The organism is Paenibacillus haidiansis, from assembly GCF_036553665.1.
Taxonomy (GTDB): Bacteria; Bacillota; Bacilli; order Paenibacillales; family Paenibacillaceae; genus Fontibacillus; species Fontibacillus haidiansis.
On sequence record NZ_JAZHPZ010000002.1, the window covers coordinates 1 to 19,865 of the forward strand.

Here is a 19,865-nt window from a genome sequence, read left to right on the forward strand (position 1 = left end):
AGTATCGTCCTATTGCTCATAGCTAAAAGGAGAATTGACGATCACTACCCGCTCCAAATCGCTTATCGTATAACGTTCTGCTGTTAAAGTCAACTACGAACACGTCGAGAGCTTCTTCGGACAATGTATTTACCGTTCGCGTAGGGCTTTGATCGTTGTCTTTAAATGCTGCCGAACATAAGCAACTTACATACAAAACACCGTTAATTGTTATCGATGCGTCATAGTGTATATGACCGCTTATGACTGCGATCACATCACCAGGAGTGGAAAATGTTTTGTTGATATTGTACACGTAATCCGTAATTGTTCCGCTACCTTGATAACTCGAACCATTTTTATAAGCCTCGATTAGCCCCTTGATGGCCTCGCCGTTAATTTGATCAACGCTCCCAAAAATACCGTTGATCGGATGGTGCATAAAAATAATAACCCTCCATCCCGCGGGAGTCGCTAATGCCTCGTTTGCAAACCAACTTATTTGATCCTGACGGAATGCTGACTTGTTTTGAGATACATATTTGTTCGTACCATCTGGATTGGCGATATACGGATTATCTGATGAATTAAGAATGATCACCCTCGCTTTATGTCTTGCAATATCATAGTAATAATACCCTAGTGATCGATTGCTACCATCTTGCTCTATGTCATATTTTTCTGTCGGTTTTACAATACGCGCATACATCTCGTTAGGATTAATAACATCCGACAATAAGTTGCCGTGCTCGCTTGCATACCAGCTTCCATCGTCGTGGTTACCTTTGCAGACAAAAGACGGGCAACTATCGTCAAAAAATAAGCGCATAGCGTTCGTGATATCTGCGGCATTTCCTGCTTTTGCTTGGTCGCCGTCAACGATATCTCCACCATGCACTTTAAAATCAAACGATATATATTTTTGCAGATCACTGATGTTTTTTAAGTGCTGTAAAGATGCTTGTTTTTGAGTGAGACGATTAGTTGCATATGTGGCATAGTGCGTATCTGTGATATAACCAAACGTCAGAGTGTCCGGTGTTTGCAATTCTTTAACTCCCTCGGAAAACGATAAGAAGGAGTTGCTGAAGTGATCAGGTGCAACCAATAGTTTGCGCAACTGAGTTGCATCGGCAATTTCGGTGAATTGCCCGTATGTTCCATCAGTGAAGATGTTTCGCCACGCGATACAAGGGTTTGCAGCACTGCTAACCATGATAATCTGTACAAACCCCGACGAATGATCATAAGCCGGGATAATAACCCAAATACCTCTATTTTGCAATCGGGGCGGTAATGTGCTCGCATCAGTCATTGCGTTGTTTTCAGCTGTTGTAAGATACCAAAATCCTACCTTATTTAGTTGCAAGAACGATGTTGGTACAGGATTCAACGACGATATCCGTCTGCCTTTTCCGTCATTTTGAGTAAGGATCGTCTGATAATTAGTTTGGGCTTCCGTTTTGGTTAGTCTCAATGCCATATCTGATTGGAGCTGTACAACGATGTCGTCATTCGTTATTGTTCCTGTTGTTCCTCCTACCTCGACCCAACCTCTAAAATTGCTGCCGTCTGCGCCATGTACTACCCCGCGAAACTGCCGGTTGTCGTATCCAAATATAAAGTCGATCGTTTTTCGCCCGAAAACGCCTGGCCTTACGTGAATTTGAACATTGACAGTCTGTCCATCCCCAACAGCCGGCGGCAAGTTAGCTGTCTGACCACCTGTAACATTAAAGTTGTGGTACCCAGGAGGTAATTCCAAAATATCTCCAGTGTAGGTTCCACCTGATGTCGCTGTTGATCCGTTAGTAGGGTGTGCTGTACCGTCGTCCTGAGTAAGTTTATAGCGCTGTGTTAATGCTATAGCCGATGTGTTGGCGGATATCTGAGTGTTTGCGTCATCAATTTCATTCTGTAAATCAGATATTGCGGAGGTGATTTGTTGGTCTATCTCTTGCTCCAAATCCGCCAACTGTTCATCAAAGGCGTTCAGACGATCACCCAAAACAGGATAACCGCCACGCGCGTCCGCTACTTCTGGGCTGCTATCACCGCTAGTTATAATTAAATTGTCAATGCGATCATTGGTATAGTCGATTGCTGCTTTTACATTCGCACCCACCGCCTCACCCGAATACGTGATATTTTGGGCGGCATGGGCCGTGGTTGATGATTTATGAGCTTCAAGGTTATTTTTATTCGCCGTTGTTTCGTTATTTAGGTTTTGAAAATTTTGGTTTATCTTAGGATTACTAGCTCTTAACTGTTCTCCAATTGGTATGTTCTGAATATTAGCCAATATGTTCGCCCCCTTTAGGCTGCGTATTTAAAGTTAAAGATGATGTCCATGGTAATGTTTAGTCCAGAACCACCCACAACCACGTTAGATGATCCGGGAGGCAACTTACCAAATTGAGCATTGGAATTTTGGAGGACATTTGTTGTACCGACCTTTGCGGTTTTGCGCTTGAAATCCAATTCTAAAGTTCCGTTCAATGGCGTGTTATATGTGAAAACAACTCCACCAACCATTAAAGATAACGTGGTGAAGTTGCCAGTGATACGGATTTTAGGCAGTGCGTTTTGATTGCCTAGATTATTAACCTCCACCGTCCCGGGACCTGTGAAACTATATGAATATCCGTCATCCCAAGAAAAGTCATCATCCCATGTGTAATCGGTGTCCCAGGTAAGTAGATCAGATGTGGATTCTAGACTGTATGCAAACGGATCATAGGCGACAAACGGAAGGGTAAACGTCCCCAATCCAGCTATCCGTTCTATTTGTAAATCTCCCGAATATCTGACTGTATATTGTCTGTCCGGTTGGTTTGCAAAGACGATAGGCATTGTTCGCGGCCTACCGTCTGCATCCAACAAAAAGGCAGCTAGTGCCGAAACACGTTGCTGTAATTCCAAATAGTTTTTAGCAATAAATGCGCATTCCAAAGTAAATTGGCGCGGCCCTATTGTTGCCCCAAAGTCATACGCTCCATGCATATATGGTACCGTCACCACATTATCAACCGTAGGCGATAGAATGGGGCGCTGCGTCTTCTGAAACACCCCCATACCCAACTCCATTGGTGTTCGTCCATCTAACGTTAAAACCGAATCAGAAGCCATTTACGCCCCTCCTAACGCTCTTGATTTTTGTGTAAACATACCGCCGATTCCCTGGGCTATCAGTTTAATATCATTGTCGCTGCGCACAACAAAATTAGCCCCTCGGAACATATCCGCGAGGCTTACATTTGTTTGGTTTGTCCCGGAGACCGTCCCCGATCCGCTTAACGCTGAATTCGCCGCTGACGATATGCCACCAACATTAAAGGTCATTGCATCAGACACGGCGGCTGATATAGCCGAAGCGGATCTAACAGCCTGACTTGCGGTTTGGGAAATACCGTTCGCTAGCCCCTGTACAATGTTTTTACCGTACCCAAGCATAAGCCGGGATGGCGAATGGATCCCAAAGAAATCTTTAACGGAATCTCCGATGCCATTGGCAATATCTTTTGCCGTGTTTACCACAGCGTCCTTCATGCTCTTGATACCGTTTATAAGGCCATCAATTATGTTTTTACCGATATTTTTCATGGTTTCAAAGGCATTACTGAATAGTCCAGTGATGCCATCCCAGATTGCTTTTACGGTTTCTTTTACACCTTCCCAGGCTCCTTCCCAATCGCCTTTAAAGATGGCTAGCCATGTTTTGACGATACCAGAGATAACGCCAATCACGGTTTCCACGACAATTTTTATCGAGTTCCAAGCACCCTCAAAAACAGCCTTAACAATCCCAAAAGCAGCTTTGAATTGGGTTATGATCGTGTCGCCCCAGGTATCCCAAAATGCTTTGATGGCGTTGAAAATAGTTTTAACAACCGTAAAGATCACATCAAAAACGGTCGAAAAGACGATTTTTAGTATTTCAAATACGTTTTTGAAGGTCTCTGTGATTGTTGCGCCCCACTTGTCCCAAAAGGCCTTAATACCCTCGAATACAGTTGTTACAATGGTAGAGATAACTTCAAACACGGTTTTGAACACAGTTTTTATGACTTCCCATGTCGTTTTGAAAAACGCCATGATTTCGTCGCCCCACTGTGCCCAAAATTCCTTTATTGCATTAAAAATGCCCTCAGCCGCCGACTTGAGCCATTCCCAAGCGGCATTGAGAGCATTTCTTACGGTTTCGTTGTTGTTGTAAAGATAAATAAGTCCAGCGGCAAGGGCGGCTATTGCTGCGATTATAAGGCCTATTGGACTTGCCAAGGCGCTAAAGACAGGGGCTAGAGCAGATACAGAGCTTACAACCTGTCCAATTATAACTAGTAACGGACCGATGGCTGCGGCAATACCCGCGATAGTAAGGATCACATTTTTTGTCCCGGCGTCTAAGCTGTTAAACCAGTTTAGTAAATCGGCAATTTTCTGGGTAACAGCGGATAGGATCGGTTGAATCAGTTTTCCCAATTCAGCTAGCGCTTGTTGTAGATCCCATTGGGCATTAGCGTTTTCGACCAGTTCCTTGTTGTTCTCTTGGTATAACCGATTGACTTCGGCAAGGCCCGTTTTCGCTAACGTATCCAGAACATATTGCTGTGTGGTACCGTTCTTATTGGCTTCTGCAAGTCCAACGTTAAAAGTATCTAGGTTAAGCCCCATACGTTCTAACAGTTCCGCAAACGGACCTATTGCCTTGCCAGTTGCCAAAGTTTCCTGTAGACCATCGGCCAAGCCCTCAATTTTTAGCGTATCAGGAAATTTAATTACAGCGCCCGAGAGTGATTCAAGAACTTGCTCCATTTGCGAATCTTTAAAGCCCGCTTGGAGTATATTGGATAAGGCTTCGACGTTTGAATCTGTTTCCCCGGTTATGGCGTTGAGGTCACGTAAAGCATCCTTTGTTGTATCCAGGCCCGCCCCGGCAGCAATGGCGTTTGTTTCAAGCTTCGCCATGTCCTCGCGAAGTTCTTTTGTCCCTTCGGTTGCGAGTGCGGCTATTCCGGCAAGGGGAGCGGTAATACCAACGGACATCTTTTCCCCGGCGCTCTTTATCCCTTCGCCAGCCTTTTTAATTTTACTTGCTGCCGACTCAGCTTCTTTACCAAGTTCTTTAAAGGCTGGCCCCGTTTTCTTTAACTTTCCTTCGAACCCACTTAACTGCTGTTCTGTCTTTGCTATTTCACGCTGGAACGCTCGGTATTGGCCCTCGGATATTTCACCTTTGGCAAACTGTTCGTTTACCTGTTGCTGTGCCGCACGCAGCCTGTTAAGTTTCTCGCTTGTATTTTCAACTGCATCGCCAAGTAATTTTTGTTTCTGTGCTAATAGCTCCGTATTGCCCGGATCCAGTTTCAGAAGCTTTTCGACTTCGCGCAGCTCACTTTGTATATCCCGGCTCTTTTTATTCACATCCGATAGGGCTTTCGATAGCCCCGTTGTTTCGGCTCCAATTACTACGTTTATGCCTCTTATTGTCTCTGCCATCTACTCACCTCTATCTGCTGTAAAATGCGTCTATATCATCCTGTGAGGCTTCTCTCACTGTGTCTTTCTCTGCCCCCGAAAAGCTTTTTGCTAGATCGATCAAGTCAATATTCCTAAGTTCGTTTAATTCCGCAAAACTAAGACCTATTTTCTTTCCGAGTGCCAGTAGTGAGATTTCTAACCTCTCGTCATCTTTGGCTTTATTTTTTGGTTGCTCCTTTGACTCCGGAACGAAAAAAGCCGTTTGCGGCTTCCTCCAAAGCGGAAATCATAAAGGCGGGATCGGCAATATCGATTGATTCAAAGGAACCGAGCCAGGTTTCAAAGGAGGGGAACTCTTTGCCGAAGTTATCCGCTTTAGCCATCGCCCATACCATCTGTAAGATTGCAAGAGTATCCAGTTTGGTCGGGTCATCCTTTACCTTTTCCATAATGGTCAAGTCTCCGATTAAGTCTGTTCTAAATTCTTGTTTGTAATATAAAAGAGCCAGAGGGGTAGCTCTGACTCTTACTTTTTGATCGCCGATATTCAATTCGCGCATATTTTATCCCCCTACGCCCCTGCCGGAGTAATTACTGGAGTGTATACCGTGGTGAAGAAACCGTTGAATGCTGTTGCGTTGGTGTCGCTCAGTTCCATGTCGCCTTTTACAATCATTCGATTATCCACTTCAATAGGGGATATCGTAATATTCAGTACATCCGTGTTGGGTTCAACGGTATCTCCCTTTGTAGTACGCTCTTTCGCCGGACGAGTGGCTTGGCAATCATAGTAAACAAATCTGCGGTTTCGTTGGTCGCCTTGAACTTGCCCGAGCAAAGCAAACTTTTTGGGTTGGGCATCAGCTACTTCAACAAGCATTCCATTGTCGTCGATCACCCATCCTAACAACTCAGAGAGTATTTCATCCGGGATATTAGCCATTTCCAACTCTCCGGTATAACCATTGTTGCTCGTTGCAACATAATAGGTCATGTTATCGGCATAGAAAGGTGACGATTCGCCTTGCGCTTCAGGCGTCCATCGTACTGCCCCCGGAACAGCAACTGGAGCTTTCCAAGCAGGCTGTTCGGTCGCTGTTGTGTCTACAAATGCGATATGGACTTTATCCAATCCAAAAGTAACTTTATTTTTGGACATGTTCTCACTCTCCTATAAGTTGAATTTCAAATATGTTTTGGAAAAGCTTGTCGTCCTCAATCCAAGCTTCCGTTTGGGTATATGGCAGTTCCAATTCTTTTAACTTGTCCTTAACTAACTTTTCAGCCGCCAAGTCCTTTTTCGTGGTGTAAAGCTCCACTTGGAAATTGTTGATTCCCAAATAGTTTAAATTGTCAGCCATCATGTCGTCGGAATAGGCAAAAACATAAACCAAATAAGGTGGGGCAGGATCCGTAGAAAAATGCGAATAGACTACTGGATAACCAATAGCCTTGAGAGCATTAAAAAATTCGGTTTGAGTCATACATCACCCTCCAGTTTGGATGACGGCCTTTATTCGTTGTTCCATGCTCGGAACTTCTTGATCATATGATGGCCTAATGTGTGGTTTTCCCGAAACCCGACCGCCGCCACGCTTAGCATGTCCAAACTCTAGCAAATGGGCTATACTTCCTTTTTTCTTGTTATAAACGATGTAACGAATTTCACCGCCTACAACAATCTTTTTTCGTGTCCACCCCCTGGCATAATCGCCACTTTCTTTAGGCGAACTTAAAGAAATCATCTTTGTAACTCGCCTGGACGTTTGATCTAGTTCTTTTTCCACACCTTCGGTTACATCCTCCGTGTACTGTCTTACGGCGGATGTAATTTCACTAGCGAGATCGTCAATAGATACATTCATTTACATCCGCCCCTCAGCAATGATTGTAAAGGTTTTGTTTAATTCATCGTCGTTAATCGGATACCCTTGAACGTCGTACCTTACACTTTTGTATTCAACCTCAAATTTTGACTTTTCCTTTTTGAATATCTCTTCCAAGTATTTTGAATACCTTACAACGAAACGAACTGTATTTACTGAATTTGTTTGCGCTGCCGCAAAGTATTCTGTCCCTTTTGTTGTTTTGACCATTGACCATAGGGTGCAGATTTCTCCAAACGTCTCGATTTCATTGCCAATTTCGTCTTGAGTGACGACCGGGCCATAGAGGGTGATCCGTTTGTTGAATCTACCACTGTGACTGTTCGGATTGTACTTATTATCCTGCATTTGAATCACCCTCTATCACGATGGCCTCTAGTACTTTATCAAGGTTAAGGTTATTGATTTGTGTTAGAAAGTTAGTATAAAAATATTCAAGCGCATCGTTATAAGCATATCGGGAACGCTCGAATACCAATTCCTTGAATCTTTCATTTACGATATCATGTTCGCCGCATATCTTTACCAAATCCTCGTTTGACGCCCTTAGGATCCGCAGCAAGTTTTCGTCCTCTCCATCGTCAAGGTGCATACGATCCTTAAATTCCTTTAGGATCGCAGGAGTGATTACATCAGCCATCTAAATCACTCCTTATCCGCTTCTTCAACTTCCTCTTCGATTTCCTCTGCAGCTCCCTCTGTAACTTCCTCGATGAATACTTTTTTATACTTGTTTTTAGTGGACGACAATTCCTTGAGGCGGGCTTTAGTTGCTTCCGCTCCGTCCCTGGGATAAATGTCGCCGACTTCGTAAATATGACCCTCGTGCTTGGTTTCCTTGAATTTTCGCACTACTTTGTACACCTTAACCCCTCCTTGAAATTAAATAGAGACCCCAATTAAGGAGTCTCTACGGTTTCTGTATTAAATTTAATATCAAGATCATATAGCAGCGCTGCTTTATTGTCTTTCGGCTTACCATTAGCGAATTGTTTGATCGTATAAAGCATTGCGTCTTCAATTGCAAGAGTCTGGTCATATTTGTTCAGTTTGTAACCGCCAGCCAAGGCCGCAAGGTATTGGCCCTTTACAAAAAATATCGCTTTCTTTTCCGGCACTTCTTCAGACTCGACAACTTGGATATTGTATGGCAATGCAGTTACCCACTGACCATTTGCCGTCTGGATAGTGTTCCTCGCTTGCACACTAATTGCATCTACGGGGTTTACAACCATAGCAACTTTATTCAGCACTTTACGCGCTTTACCTTTTGCGTCGGTAGAAAGTTCCTTGATCACATCGTGAAGTTCACCAGAAACTACTTCACCAAATTGAGACGGCGCAAAAGTCAGCGTACCCGAAGATGTTTTATCTGTTACCGCTCCAGTGGAACTGTCTACGTTTTTAATCAATCCAATAGGCTCGCTTTGTGTCGGCCCGCGCCCATTGATCAATCCGTATTCGAGACCAACCGAGTAACTTTCGACAAGAAGTGTGCGAACATAACGTTCAACCCATTCCGGCCCAAGTTCCAGCATGTCTTTCGGAATTGCAGCGAATGCGGTTAGTTTCAATTGTCCAATCTGTTCTTCTCGGAATGCCGCGCCGACTTGCCCTTTGATTTCACCGAACAGGTTGCCCCATGCATACGTTTTTGTTGGATCGGAATAAATGAACCGTGTAACCGCTCCAAGATCCTGCAGGCCAATCACTTCAAGCAAAGGATGTTCTGTAACCAAATCTTCAAATACCCGTTCTTGAGTGGTAATAGGCAGGATTGTGTCCTCAGCAAATCCACCTGTCAAGATTACTTCGTTGAAGAATTTGCGTTCTTTGGAAGTGAGTACGTTTTGCCCACGTGCGCTCAAAATTTGACTGTCGATGTTTTCGTCTCGTACTTGAGCAGAAATTTTCTCTGTCAGGTCGGTAACAAGCGCATCCTGCATTTCGTTCCATGCTGTGGCTTGTTTTTCAGCGTCCGCGCCATCTTTAACCAGGTTCATGTAGGCTTCTTTCTTAGCCTCAAAGTTCTCCATCTTGCCTTTCAACTTCATTGTCATATTGGATACCCTCCGTAATTTAAATTAAAAAATGAACCTTGTTCCCTTGGCCGCTGGCGCTGGGTTCGGTTCATTACTTTGAGATTGGTTTTTCAATTGTTCAAGTTCGCCTTGCATTGTTGTTAGTTGTGTTCTAAGTTGTGTGATTTCCTTGTCTTTAGCGTCAGTTGCTGCGGTCGAAGTAGCAAATCCAATATCAACCGCCTTTTGAGCGCCAAACCATGTTTCGGCGTCAACCATGCTTCTAATTTCTTCACGGCTCACACTCGCCTTCGTCATGTAAATGTCGATAATCCCTTCTTCCAGTTCATCAAGCACGTCAGCTTCTTTTCTCATTTCAGTTTTGGTGCCCCAAACCAAAGAGCTAGCCTCGTGAATCATGATCATAGAGCCCAAGCCCATAATCAATTCATCAGCCGCCATAGCGATTACCGACGCTGCCGAGCAAGCCCACCCATCAACGTTGATAGTGACTTTACCATCGTGCTTCTTGAGCCGGTTATGGATGGCGATCCCATCAAAAGCATCACCGCCCGGGCTATTCAAGTGAATGACTATATCACCGCTGATGCTTTTCAATGCGCTGTCGATATCGGAAGCGGAAACTGAATCCTCCCAATACGAATTACCGATGATACCATAAATCGTTAGTTCCGTTGTTCCAGCAGCTTCGTTTCGGAACGTCTCAAACTTCCGTTCAACCTTCTGTAACTGCTCAACATAAGATTGGTTTTTAAATGTTTTAAAATAGTCCTGCTTTGTAATCATCCGCATTATCCCTCCTCACCCCCTTCCCCCGACTGCTCTGCAGCCCTTTGATAGTTTTTAGTAAGTACGTATTCATCCAATGCTGGATTATCCACTGGTTCATCTCCCAACTTAACCCGGATTTCATTGCCGCTATAGGTGCCGCTCGCACGCAATTTATCCACGGCGTTTGCAACCTCAAGCGGATTCAACTCAGCAATGCCATATACCTTAAGTTTAGTTCCGTTCATGTAGTCTTTTTTCGGTATTATCTTGGCGTTAAGCTCATCATTTAGTTTTTTGACCAATGGTCCTGCACAGAATCTTACATACGCCTTTATCCCCGTATCATACTCTGCCAAATCGCCGTGGATGAGAGATGTCGGAATCCCGAGGATGTTTGCCACGTCGTTTGTTAAATCGCGTTTCAACTTAGCAAGTTCCTCGACAGACCTACCATTCTTATCGCCGCCTGCAACCTCGTTGTACTCAAATCCCTTTAACCTTGGGATGATAGCGACAGCGTTTTTCCGGATCGCATTAAATAACCGATCGATGAATTTTTGCAGTTTTGTTTGAGTTTCTTCATCCAGTGATTGAGTCGCATCTAAACTCACTGTTCCGCGAATTTGATTGCTGTGTTTGTTTGTCTCGATCATACGGGTAAACAAATCTGCGTAATCATCGAACATGCCTTGCATGAACTTTGATATTTTTTCGTTGTTATAAGTGATATGGATTACTTCATCCATCCGAAAAGTCCGTTTAAAGGTGTAGCCCTTCACCGTCACATCTCGAAACACATCCGGGTAAATGGCGTATTCATCCCGGCTGAAATCATCAGCTATCAGCAAGTCGTTTGTGTCAGATAAAACAGCCAATACTTCATTTTCATGGATCAATTTGTAAATGAAGCTTTGCCAAAACTCCGCTGCTGATTGGTCGGTATTTGGACGGACATTAAGCAAGTAATCCCAATCGTTGTACTGGCGCTTACCATCTTTCATGATTCGGAATTCGCACTGGCTAATGGTACGACCAATAAAATTGATGCACGTCTCAAGCGCCATCTTTTTCAAGTAGGTCCGTGTCGTCGTGTCATCGACGAAATCCAGATCAAACAGGGATTCTAGTTCTTTGTTGCGCCGTAGGATACTATCAAGAAATCCCATTCTCTTAATCACCCCCTTTTAAAAATTCAGCGCTTCGAGCATATCCAGCGAATCCGAAATGCTTATCTCAGTTAATTCTTCAATTCGGTACAAACCGCAAATAAGAGCCTGAAATCCGTCAGTCTTCCTGCGGATCTGCTCTTTCTTCCCGTACACCTTATTTCCGTCTTTTTTAATTGTTACAAGCACGTTGTTGGTGTACCAGCGCATTAAAGGATTATCTCCCCATACAAACATCCCCTTCGAAAAATACATCTCTACACGGGGCGCTAGGAGTCCGTGAATTGCTTCGGGCCGGCGAATAACTTCCACCTCGAACCCGACAGCTTCAAGCATCGGCTTGAGCATTTCCATCCGGTAGTTATCGCCGATCACCTTTTTTATGCTGTATTTCATACGTGCTGTTACAAACCAATTCACAATGTGTTCCAGGTTGATCATTTCTTCGTTTAGAACAGTAAGCAGTCCTTTTGATTCCCATTCCTTTATGGGGGCGAACTTTTGAGTCGTTTCAACCTCTCGCATCGAATAGCCGTAGTATTTATCGACAAACTCTTTTCTCGTAAACGAGTGAGTAATAAAAGGGACTTTTCCGTCATGTTTAAATACCAGTCCGACAGCGGCAAAATCTCGAATCTGAGCAAAGTCAATACACCCAATACACTCTCTCCCTTCAAGGTTGGGTAATGGTTGATTCGTCCCGGCGATTTCCTCCCATTTGGCTACCGAACGTTCCAAATCTGTAAGAGGTAAGTTCATGCGCTTTGTCATGAATTCTTCACGGTTTGATGGATCGTCAGCCAGGTCTTCGTATTCCTCCATAACCGTATCGAAAAGCCCTTGTGCATACTCGTTTCGCGGTTTGCTAAACATTGGATTAGCCAGTTCCCAATTATCCGGTTCATCTACTTCGTTTTCGTCGTTAAGTTTGCAGATAAACGGAAAAACAGAATTGGGCCTCGCTTCACCTTTCAGAACCTTTTTAGCCTTATCCTTAAATTTGTCTAAGAAGCCTTCCCGGACATAACCATCTGTTCCAATGTAAAACTCCCTTGGATTCTTTTTCTTTCCAAGGCCCGAGATATGCACCCGAACATCTTTGTTCGTTTCGAAATAATGGATCTCGTCAAACACGACCGCTCCGTCTCGCAAGCCATCCTTGGTGTTACCATTGGACGTTCGGAACTTGAATATGCTGTTCGTCTTTTTAGCAAGAACCTGTGTGGCTGTTTGTTTGAAGTGTTCTTTTAGCTTTTCATGCTGCTTGATTGTGTTCGCTGCTTCTTCCACTGATGTTTTCGCTTGCTCTTCGGAGTTAGCAATTACGGAAATGTTATATTCCCGTATGCCGTGAAGCTGGCTTATAAGGAAATGGCACAAGACTGTAATTAGTCCGTTTTTGCCACCGCCGCGCCCCATCATCCAAAGGAACTTGCGATAAAACACTCTGTCAGTATCTTTGAAAAATAAAAAAACGAAAGCAATTAAGAACTTTTGGAATGGTTGAAGCGGGAAATACCACTTTTCACCAAACTTGATACAGTCCTCAATCATTTCGTCATCGAAATATAGATCACCCCGGGAAAGAACATCCCGTTCCAAATATTCAATTAGTTGTTCCCGTTCTTCGTTAAACTTGATTTTGCCCTCTCGATAAAGAGCGATATATTCATCAACGTACTTTTGTTTTAACACACTATATCAAGTCATTCTTACTATCGTCTTCTGATTCTCCAGCGGGCTTCACCGGAGTATCCAAACCCAAATCTTTACCGAGAGCGATCAACGAAGTGTTGATTTTATTCTTTTCCGCGATAGCTGGGTTCGGTTTGGTGAATTCCTGCGATCCGTTAATTGTGGTGATCATAATGCCGTGGTCTTTAATCGCCTTGTCCAACTGATAGTATATTTCAACTAGGTTCACATAGCGTTCAACCTTTTCAAGTTGTATCTTGCTTTTGGGATCCACACGACCCAACAATTCCTCTCTTAGCGCCTTCACTTCTTTGTTATTCAACCTTACCCCCCCTATCGCGCGTAATCTGCAAAAAAACTCGCCAGTCGAGTCCCCTCCCCGGTGCCCAAGGACCATAAAATTGCAAAACTTTTGACCCCGGGGGTATCTACCATTTCTCGTCGTACTGCCACTTGTTCAGGTTCACTTCAAACGCTCGATCATGTTTCGCATTATGACACGCAACACATAACGTTTCGAGATTGTCTATTTCTAGCGCCAATTCGGGGTAATCTTCCAGTTCTTTGATGTGGTCTACTACCAGAGCTATTTTCTTTCGCTTAGCGCTTTCGCTGTATTCGTTAGAATCTATGCTTACCGTTCCATTACGCTTGCACCCTTGGCATTCGTAATTGTCTCGCTTCTTCACCACTTCTCTTATCTGTTTCCATGATCCACTATCATAGAACTTTCGTTTCTGCTCTTGTGTTTTATACATCACATTGACCACCGGGACAGTCATTGCCGTATGCTTGTTCTTCGGTTATGATCGGTTCATTTTGTTGTTCCATTGTTTTCACCTACCGTTTCGATTAATCTATTTAGATACCATTGAGCCTTTTTCAAGTCCTCTGTGCCGTTCTTGCGTTTCCAGCGCCAAAGATATTTTAAAATGTTTCCGGTTGTATATGCTTCAAATCCGTTAAGTCCCTCTGTGGCTGCTTCTATGGCGTCTATGCATTCAACCTTACCCGATGTATAGTGACAAGGATGATTTACGTTATCAGCCATCTTATTCACCTCACACGTAATGAATTGATTCAAGCTCTTTATCGCTGTATTCAAACAGCATGAAGCGTTTATGCGCCCCTACAAAGCCGTTGTCCCGATGCCATTTATCCGTGATGTTCCGTGTTGCTAATGTCCTTACTGCCATGCCGAAAACGTCTTTCGTTTCCTCAACATGTAAATGTCCTGTGTGGATCTCCCTATTCTTCGCTCGGCTCCATTCCATCGGGAACTCTATCGGGAATATATTGTGTAAGTTCTTCCTCGCTTTATCTCCGTGCGTAATTCCTATGAAGTTATCTCCAAAGACGTATGCTTTCCTTTGCTGCATCCGATCATCTATGTTTGCTTGCGGATATCTCGCCTTAATCATTTGGATAAAGGCCCACCCTAAAGCCTCATCGTGATTTCCTGATGAATAGATGATGTTTACTTTCCCGGCCTGCGTTATTGCCAACTCTATGAGTGGCTCAAAGAACTTTCGTGCATCTTCCCAGGCTTTCACCATATCCACGTTTTCGATGACCGTCCCGTTTGATGTGGTCCCTTTAAAATTGTCATTGTGAAGCATGTCTTGGCCCAAAATAAATAAAACTTCCTCCCATTTGTAGAGAGAAAGCTTTTCGATAATCTTCTGTTGTGTTGGTTTATAGTAATCGTAATCCGAGATACCAAAGTGAGCATCGAATATAGGGATTTCCAACATTCGCTTTTCTGTTGGTTCAGTCGGATCTAATGTGATTGTAATCGGCTTTATGTTTTGAATAGCTGTTATTAAGTCGCCTATGTTAAATCCGCTCTGTTTCGGTTTTACTGTGATCTTACTAGCGTATAGCGTGACCGTTCCATCTTGTTTGTTGTGTTGGCCCCACTCGCTCCATTTGGATTCGGTTAAATCCCATTCTTTCGGATCGTAACCATGTACTTTAAGGAGATAGTCTTTGTCCTTTAACTTCTGCTTTGCCATTTCAAGCAGCCGTTTCGATCTATGCGCGCCATTAGGTAATATCTCAAATGACTCTTCAAATCCGGCAGGTGCATTAATGCCATCGTCCGCCTTTTCTATTCGCTTTAGTCGTTTCCTTACAGATTCGCCCGATACCACGATACCAAAATCATCGTTCATCCGTGCGGCAACCTCTTCGTATGTACCCGTGCCCGCTAACTCTATGAGTCGTTCTGTTTCTTCTTGCGTCCATGTATGCATCTATACACCCCCTTGCAAACAAAATTACCGCCCCGTGAAGGAGCGGCACATATATGATTAAGGTTATGAAAGCCAATATAAAAGCGCTCATTTAACCGTGAGCGCAGCGGTTCGATGTGAGCAAGGATTTGCACCTTGCATGGTCACCATTCCGGCAAGCGTCCTCTGATCATTGCAACCTCGACCACTACGTGACCTTATGGTATAAGCGTCTACCTATTCCGCCACCACATCACTCCGGTATACGACCCCGGTTGGCCTGTGTCGGCCTACTACTATGACTCGCATAGGTTCAGTCGATATATAAGCACGGCGGTGTGATCTGCACACACAGCACCGTCATGCACTCTTTTGAAGCCTCAAGGCAGAGCCTTTCCTCCCAGCAGCCGCGCCGACCGAGTATGCCCGATCCTTCCCATACTCGCCGTATATCGCTTTCTGGATTACCCCTCTGGTGCTGCGAAATTTAACTCCCTGCTTCCGATGTGGATGCGCTCTGTTATGTCCTCTCTTGGCTTTTATTCGGAGCGGCCTGAGGTTGGCCCAGTCCGCTCCGCATTTCTGATCATCCCCTCACTCATACAGTTTGCACACAACATGTTGTGAGTTACATGATCTATACCTAAGGGATCGCGTTTTGTCCCTCTATATATAGTTGGCAGTCGTACGACAAAAAAAGAACCCAACGTTTTACCGTCAGGTTCTTGGTTTTTAATATTCCATTCTAAAATCATTGTAGTCGATATCATCGAAGCCGTTCTCTTGGATAAACTTTTCTTCATCAAATCCGATCAGTTCCAGCGCTTCCTCAACCGTTAGGCTCCGATTTGTAATTACTTCTCCAACTTCAATGTCCTCGTACATTACTTTCATGTTCATTCTCCTTTTCGTCCTCATCCGGTTTATCCGGCTTATTGGCTCCTGTCTCCCTTGTCGTTACCTTAATTATAAACCTTGTAAGGTTTATTGTCAACTGTTATTTTTGTTCTTCTCCAAACCATTTTTTCATTGCTTCTACACTTAGAATCCATTCCCGACGCTTGCCGTCTGGATGCTGGAAATACTTAATTAGACCTTTTTTGAGCATTTCTTCAATCTGCTTTTTGTATAACGATGGTTTAAGCCTACTTTTAACGGTCTCTTGCGGGATTCCCCATCGAAAGGCCGCTTCTGCTGGAGTCATGTAATCATCTATTTTATTCATTTTCATCCTCCAAATATGGTCTGTGATACTTTTCTTCCCCGGCCTGACGCGAAGCTATAGCGTCCTCTTTGGTCGTGTAGTAACCTAGATTTATCTGCTTGCCTTTAAACCCAATATTTGCATTCCATTTTTGACGAGACTCAACCCAGCGGACACCTTTATGGCCGCTTTTATTACCCTTATGCAATTTTGCTTTTAAAGCGGATTTGCGCGTACCGTCAACACGATCCCGGGCGATATGTTCAACAAGACCTTTATCGCGCTTTGCATCGTGCTTACAACCGCAACTTGTGTAATAGCCAGCTCTTAAACTTATGCCTAATACATATGTAGTGTTTTCGCACGTGCATTTACATTCCCATAGTCTGGTATTATTGGTTCCTCTTTTGTCGCTCAGTCCCACGACTTTCAGATCCCCAAACGTTTGCCCCGTTAAATCAATTCGTTTCCTTGGCATTTACGCAACCGCCTTAGTTTCAAGAAATTTTCTAGTGCCGCCCTTAATTACATAGTAGGAGGCTGTTTTAATTCCGAAGTTATGGATAAAGTAGTTGTATTTTTCGATCATTTGCTCATGGCTGAGGTTTTCGAATGTTTTAACGATCCGTCCGTTAATCTCGCCAGCTACAGTATAATATTTTGTATCGTGGTTTGCTGTAAGAATTACTCTTTCTGTTAATTTTGTGGCTGCCTTGATTTCCGCCCACGCCATGACAAGAGCCTGCGCGAAGTATTCTTTAACTTTACCACCGAACTTCACAACCGCCGCTCTTGCAATCTCCCAAGCTCTTACCATAACGTTTTTCATTATTTGTTCCTCCCTTGTTATCTTATGTCTTTATTATAAACTCTATAAGGTTACATGTCAACCCTTGCAAGGTTAAAATTAATAAAAAAACCTATCCCACAAGGAATAGGTTTGATGCTTTTGCCTCTTCAACTTTTACGCCCGCTCGTTCAACATACTTTTGTACCGTACTCTTTGAAACTCCCATTTCTTGAGCCGTTTGATAAAGGCTGAATCCAAGCCCTTTATGCAGAATATACGCTTGTTTTTCTCTCTCGCTCAAATCATTTAGCGCCTCGTCTATTCGGAACCTTTCGCTATCTGATAATGTTGTGGGGCTTCCACAAGCCGCAGGCTGTGCGTAGGACTGGAGATATTGAGGGTCAAGGTATGTTGTCCTTTGTTGGTAGGATAGTCTATGGATACCTCTCCTACGGCCCGGTGGTATGCCTTTTTGCATCCACTCAATGCCTAGTTGTAAATCGGATATCATGGAGCCGACGACTTGTTTTTCTTCTTCCGGGCAGTTTAGCTTATACCCCATTAGCGCACTTCTTGCTTGTCGGTACTCTTTTAGCATTTTCTCCATGTTAATCACCCCTCTACATAATCAAATAAGTCGGTTTGCCCTACATAATCCTCTTTATCTACGATGTAACCTCGGGTATACCATTCTTCTGGTGCTTCCCGTCCATATTTAGGGTATAAGTCTGTTACGGGCCGTCCTGCTATCTGCTCCGGGTTTATTTCTTGTGCTATCTCAGACCACACCCAATGTGTTTTAGCTCGTTTTAGCGACATGTTCGTTGCCTCCCCTTGCATCCTCCGTTTGGTTTACCTTATCTACAAGTTCGTTTACTTTATCAATCAATTCATTGCAGACTTTAGATAGGATTGCTACATCAGTTCTAGAATCGTGGAATATTCCTTTGGTACCTGATTTACGTATTCGCGTTTTAATCTTTTGGATCATGTCTTATCCCTCCCTAACCCAAATACCCTTCGGCCCCCGGCTTCGCCTAAGCTTATTCGGTCGGTGTCGGAGGCCTCCGGCCTATGAGTTACGTTAAATTTTCGAACTATACATTAAAAAAATCTAATACCAATCCAAATCCCCAATAGCAAAGTCCACAGCGGAAGCCCAAGTAGAACCAGCATTATCAAGGCTTCAATGTCATATACAAACCTATATTTAAAATAGTTTTTCACTCTTTCCCCCTCCTGCATTTTCCGATGGTTCGTATCCACTACAATATTCCGGATCGTCCGCTCGTCCGTACAAAGGCATCCCTGTTTCCAGCCTGTAGTAACAGGCCGTGATCTTTACTCCATTTGCCACCATCTCCCGGTTGTAATAACAGCTCTTGCATTGGGCCATGATCTACTCTCCTCTCGTCACAGTTTGTGTCTTTAACGACATATACCATTCGGCCTATTCTTCTACTTCTTCCCATCCTCCGTCAATTTTGTCATTTGCCCATTCGTTCCAGTATTCTTCAATTACCTTGTCCCTTTCTTCTTTACTAAGCCCTTCTAGTTCTTCATCTGGAATCTCTATGGTTGTTTCATGACCACTAACGAATCCGATACCTAACGTAAACTTGAACTTTGCCATACTCTTTATCTCTCCCTTTGACCATCCTTATGCGGACTTTAGTTTTTCCATCATAATTTCGTTTATGTCCATACCCTCGTAGTCGTTACCGGCGTCAGTACAATACCATTCAAGCCATTCGTTTTCTTCTTCATCCCAATATTGCAGCCCACCAGCGTTAGCATAGTCGCCTTTAACTCGATTCTCATATTGGAATAGATCATAGTCGGCCAGAACATTCAAAATTTTCTCTGCTTCTTCTACGGATTCGACATCAACATTGAACGATTTCATAGGAATTTGAGGAATCCACCATACTCTAAGTTTCATTTTCATTCTCCTTTGGATTTAAGGTTGTTTAGGGGTTTATTCCTTCCCTGGTAGGTTAATAGATGTCCATTCAGCCAAACCCATAACCACATATCCTTCTTTCACAAATGCTGGATCATCAAGGATGTACGATACCTTCTTGCAAATGCCTGAACCAGTATAATTGTTCTTGTCCGGGTCAAACTCTCTTAATACCAGCATGTCGCCAAGTTGAAAATCCCTGTCGTTGCTCCGTATCTCGAATGTCTTGGTTCCATCCCACACAGCTTGGAAGTATTGAGGCCATATTTTAAGCTCGTGTTTGTTCACTTTGCTTCTTCCTCCTTTGGATAAAGGGATGCTTAGTACGCGATTAAACGCCTCTGCTTGCTCCTCTACGGTTTCTTCTTCGCCAATACCTGTTAAGGCTCTAAACTCGTCTATGTGCCTCTTAATGCGTACTAGCATGGTTAAAAGTCTTTCAGCACGTTCTTTCTCTGCTGCGTATTGTTGGAGCCAGTGCGGGAGGGCTTGACGATATTCATTAATTGCTGATTCTCTACAGGAATCCCAGTATGTTGTGAGTTGATTTCCTCTTCGATTGTATAAACTTCCATCGGGAAGCGCCGCCCATTTTTCCTCGGCGTATCTTTCACATAGTTCCATATCCTTGTTCCAGTCTCTAACCTCTGTCAT

The 19,865-nt window shown here is 43.7% G+C and carries 28 protein-coding genes; all 28 read right to left on the reverse strand.

Annotation, left to right across the window (positions count from 1 at the left end):
• Nucleotides 1-22: 22 nt before the first annotated feature.
• On the reverse strand, nucleotides 23-2,281 hold the full coding sequence (locus V3851_RS04240; RefSeq protein WP_331845273.1) for a metallophosphoesterase family protein: 2,259 nt from the start codon (nucleotides 2,279-2,281) through the stop codon (nucleotides 23-25).
• Between the two features lie 14 nt (nucleotides 2,282-2,295).
• Complete coding sequence (locus tag V3851_RS04245) at nucleotides 2,296-3,108, reverse strand: distal tail protein Dit (protein WP_331845274.1); 813 nt, start codon at nucleotides 3,106-3,108, stop codon at nucleotides 2,296-2,298.
• Nucleotides 3,109-5,478 carry a phage tail protein gene (locus tag V3851_RS04250; RefSeq protein ID WP_331845275.1) on the reverse strand — a complete coding sequence of 790 codons (2,370 nt, stop codon included), beginning with the start codon at nucleotides 5,476-5,478 and terminating at the stop codon, nucleotides 3,109-3,111.
• Between the two features lie 200 nt (nucleotides 5,479-5,678).
• Nucleotides 5,679-6,020 carry a hypothetical protein gene (locus V3851_RS04255; protein ID WP_331845276.1) on the reverse strand — a complete coding sequence of 114 codons (342 nt, stop codon included), beginning with the start codon at nucleotides 6,018-6,020 and terminating at the stop codon, nucleotides 5,679-5,681.
• Between the two features lie 11 nt (nucleotides 6,021-6,031).
• A complete protein-coding gene (locus V3851_RS04260; protein ID WP_331845277.1) occupies nucleotides 6,032-6,619 on the reverse strand; it encodes a major tail protein in 588 nt (195 codons plus the stop codon).
• A gap of 4 nt (nucleotides 6,620-6,623) precedes the next feature.
• A complete protein-coding gene (locus tag V3851_RS04265) occupies nucleotides 6,624-6,944 on the reverse strand; it encodes a hypothetical protein (protein WP_331845278.1) in 321 nt (106 codons plus the stop codon).
• A 3-nt stretch (nucleotides 6,945-6,947) separates the two neighbouring features.
• Complete coding sequence (locus V3851_RS04270) at nucleotides 6,948-7,325, reverse strand: HK97 gp10 family phage protein (protein WP_331845279.1); 378 nt, start codon at nucleotides 7,323-7,325, stop codon at nucleotides 6,948-6,950.
• A complete protein-coding gene (locus V3851_RS04275; protein ID WP_331845280.1) occupies nucleotides 7,326-7,694 on the reverse strand; it encodes a phage head closure protein in 369 nt (122 codons plus the stop codon).
• Nucleotides 7,684-7,986, reverse strand: coding sequence for a hypothetical protein (locus tag V3851_RS04280; protein ID WP_331845281.1), 303 nt, complete (start codon nucleotides 7,984-7,986; stop codon nucleotides 7,684-7,686). Before V3851_RS04280 ends, V3851_RS04275 begins: the two co-directional genes overlap by 11 nt.
• A gap of 5 nt (nucleotides 7,987-7,991) precedes the next feature.
• Entirely contained in the window at nucleotides 7,992-8,210 is a 219-nt protein-coding gene (locus V3851_RS04285) for a termination factor Rho (RefSeq protein WP_331845282.1), read from the reverse strand.
• 35 nt (nucleotides 8,211-8,245) lie between these two features.
• On the reverse strand, nucleotides 8,246-9,406 hold the full coding sequence (locus V3851_RS04290; RefSeq protein ID WP_331845283.1) for a phage major capsid family protein: 1,161 nt from the start codon (nucleotides 9,404-9,406) through the stop codon (nucleotides 8,246-8,248).
• A gap of 24 nt (nucleotides 9,407-9,430) precedes the next feature.
• Nucleotides 9,431-10,180 carry a head maturation protease, ClpP-related gene (locus V3851_RS04295; protein ID WP_331845284.1) on the reverse strand — a complete coding sequence of 250 codons (750 nt, stop codon included), beginning with the start codon at nucleotides 10,178-10,180 and terminating at the stop codon, nucleotides 9,431-9,433.
• Complete coding sequence (locus V3851_RS04300; protein ID WP_331845285.1) at nucleotides 10,180-11,325, reverse strand: phage portal protein; 1,146 nt, start codon at nucleotides 11,323-11,325, stop codon at nucleotides 10,180-10,182. Before V3851_RS04300 ends, V3851_RS04295 begins: the two co-directional genes overlap by 1 nt.
• An 18-nt stretch (nucleotides 11,326-11,343) precedes the next feature.
• The gene (locus V3851_RS04305; protein WP_331845286.1) at nucleotides 11,344-13,020 is read right to left on the reverse strand and encodes a terminase TerL endonuclease subunit; all 1,677 of its coding nucleotides are present in this window, start codon (nucleotides 13,018-13,020) and stop codon (nucleotides 11,344-11,346) included.
• A gap of 1 nt (nucleotide 13,021) precedes the next feature.
• The gene (locus V3851_RS04310) at nucleotides 13,022-13,342 is read right to left on the reverse strand and encodes a P27 family phage terminase small subunit (RefSeq protein WP_331845287.1); all 321 of its coding nucleotides are present in this window, start codon (nucleotides 13,340-13,342) and stop codon (nucleotides 13,022-13,024) included.
• Between the two features lie 106 nt (nucleotides 13,343-13,448).
• Entirely contained in the window at nucleotides 13,449-13,778 is a 330-nt protein-coding gene (locus V3851_RS04315; RefSeq protein WP_331845288.1) for an HNH endonuclease, read from the reverse strand.
• Nucleotides 13,779-13,834: 56 nt separating this feature from the next.
• Complete coding sequence (locus V3851_RS04320; protein WP_331845289.1) at nucleotides 13,835-14,071, reverse strand: DUF3310 domain-containing protein; 237 nt, start codon at nucleotides 14,069-14,071, stop codon at nucleotides 13,835-13,837.
• A 10-nt stretch (nucleotides 14,072-14,081) separates the two neighbouring features.
• Entirely contained in the window at nucleotides 14,082-15,275 is a 1,194-nt protein-coding gene (locus V3851_RS04325; protein ID WP_331845290.1) for a hypothetical protein, read from the reverse strand.
• 711 nt (nucleotides 15,276-15,986) lie between these two features.
• On the reverse strand, nucleotides 15,987-16,148 hold the full coding sequence (locus V3851_RS04330) for a hypothetical protein (RefSeq protein WP_331845291.1): 162 nt from the start codon (nucleotides 16,146-16,148) through the stop codon (nucleotides 15,987-15,989).
• A 103-nt stretch (nucleotides 16,149-16,251) separates the two neighbouring features.
• Nucleotides 16,252-16,479, reverse strand: a complete 228-nt coding sequence (locus tag V3851_RS04335) for a helix-turn-helix domain-containing protein (protein WP_331845292.1) — start codon at nucleotides 16,477-16,479, stop codon at nucleotides 16,252-16,254.
• Complete coding sequence (locus V3851_RS04340) at nucleotides 16,472-16,936, reverse strand: HNH endonuclease (protein ID WP_331845293.1); 465 nt, start codon at nucleotides 16,934-16,936, stop codon at nucleotides 16,472-16,474. The genes V3851_RS04335 and V3851_RS04340 overlap by 8 nt, the downstream gene beginning before the upstream one ends.
• Complete coding sequence (locus tag V3851_RS04345; protein ID WP_331845294.1) at nucleotides 16,937-17,287, reverse strand: hypothetical protein; 351 nt, start codon at nucleotides 17,285-17,287, stop codon at nucleotides 16,937-16,939.
• Nucleotides 17,288-17,378: 91 nt separating this feature from the next.
• Nucleotides 17,379-17,855, reverse strand: coding sequence for a sigma factor-like helix-turn-helix DNA-binding protein (locus V3851_RS04350; protein WP_331845295.1), 477 nt, complete (start codon nucleotides 17,853-17,855; stop codon nucleotides 17,379-17,381).
• 5 nt (nucleotides 17,856-17,860) lie between these two features.
• The gene (locus V3851_RS04355) at nucleotides 17,861-18,067 is read right to left on the reverse strand and encodes a hypothetical protein (protein ID WP_331845296.1); all 207 of its coding nucleotides are present in this window, start codon (nucleotides 18,065-18,067) and stop codon (nucleotides 17,861-17,863) included.
• A complete protein-coding gene (locus tag V3851_RS04360) occupies nucleotides 18,048-18,239 on the reverse strand; it encodes a hypothetical protein (protein ID WP_331845297.1) in 192 nt (63 codons plus the stop codon). Before V3851_RS04360 ends, V3851_RS04355 begins: the two co-directional genes overlap by 20 nt.
• A 459-nt stretch (nucleotides 18,240-18,698) precedes the next feature.
• Nucleotides 18,699-18,881, reverse strand: a complete 183-nt coding sequence (locus tag V3851_RS04365) for a DUF7167 family protein (protein WP_331845298.1) — start codon at nucleotides 18,879-18,881, stop codon at nucleotides 18,699-18,701.
• Nucleotides 18,882-18,908: 27 nt separating this feature from the next.
• The gene (locus V3851_RS04370) at nucleotides 18,909-19,190 is read right to left on the reverse strand and encodes a hypothetical protein (protein WP_331845299.1); all 282 of its coding nucleotides are present in this window, start codon (nucleotides 19,188-19,190) and stop codon (nucleotides 18,909-18,911) included.
• A gap of 36 nt (nucleotides 19,191-19,226) precedes the next feature.
• Nucleotides 19,227-19,865: an ASCH/PUA domain-containing protein gene (locus V3851_RS04375; protein ID WP_331845300.1), complete on the reverse strand. Its 639-nt coding sequence runs from the start codon at nucleotides 19,863-19,865 to the stop codon at nucleotides 19,227-19,229.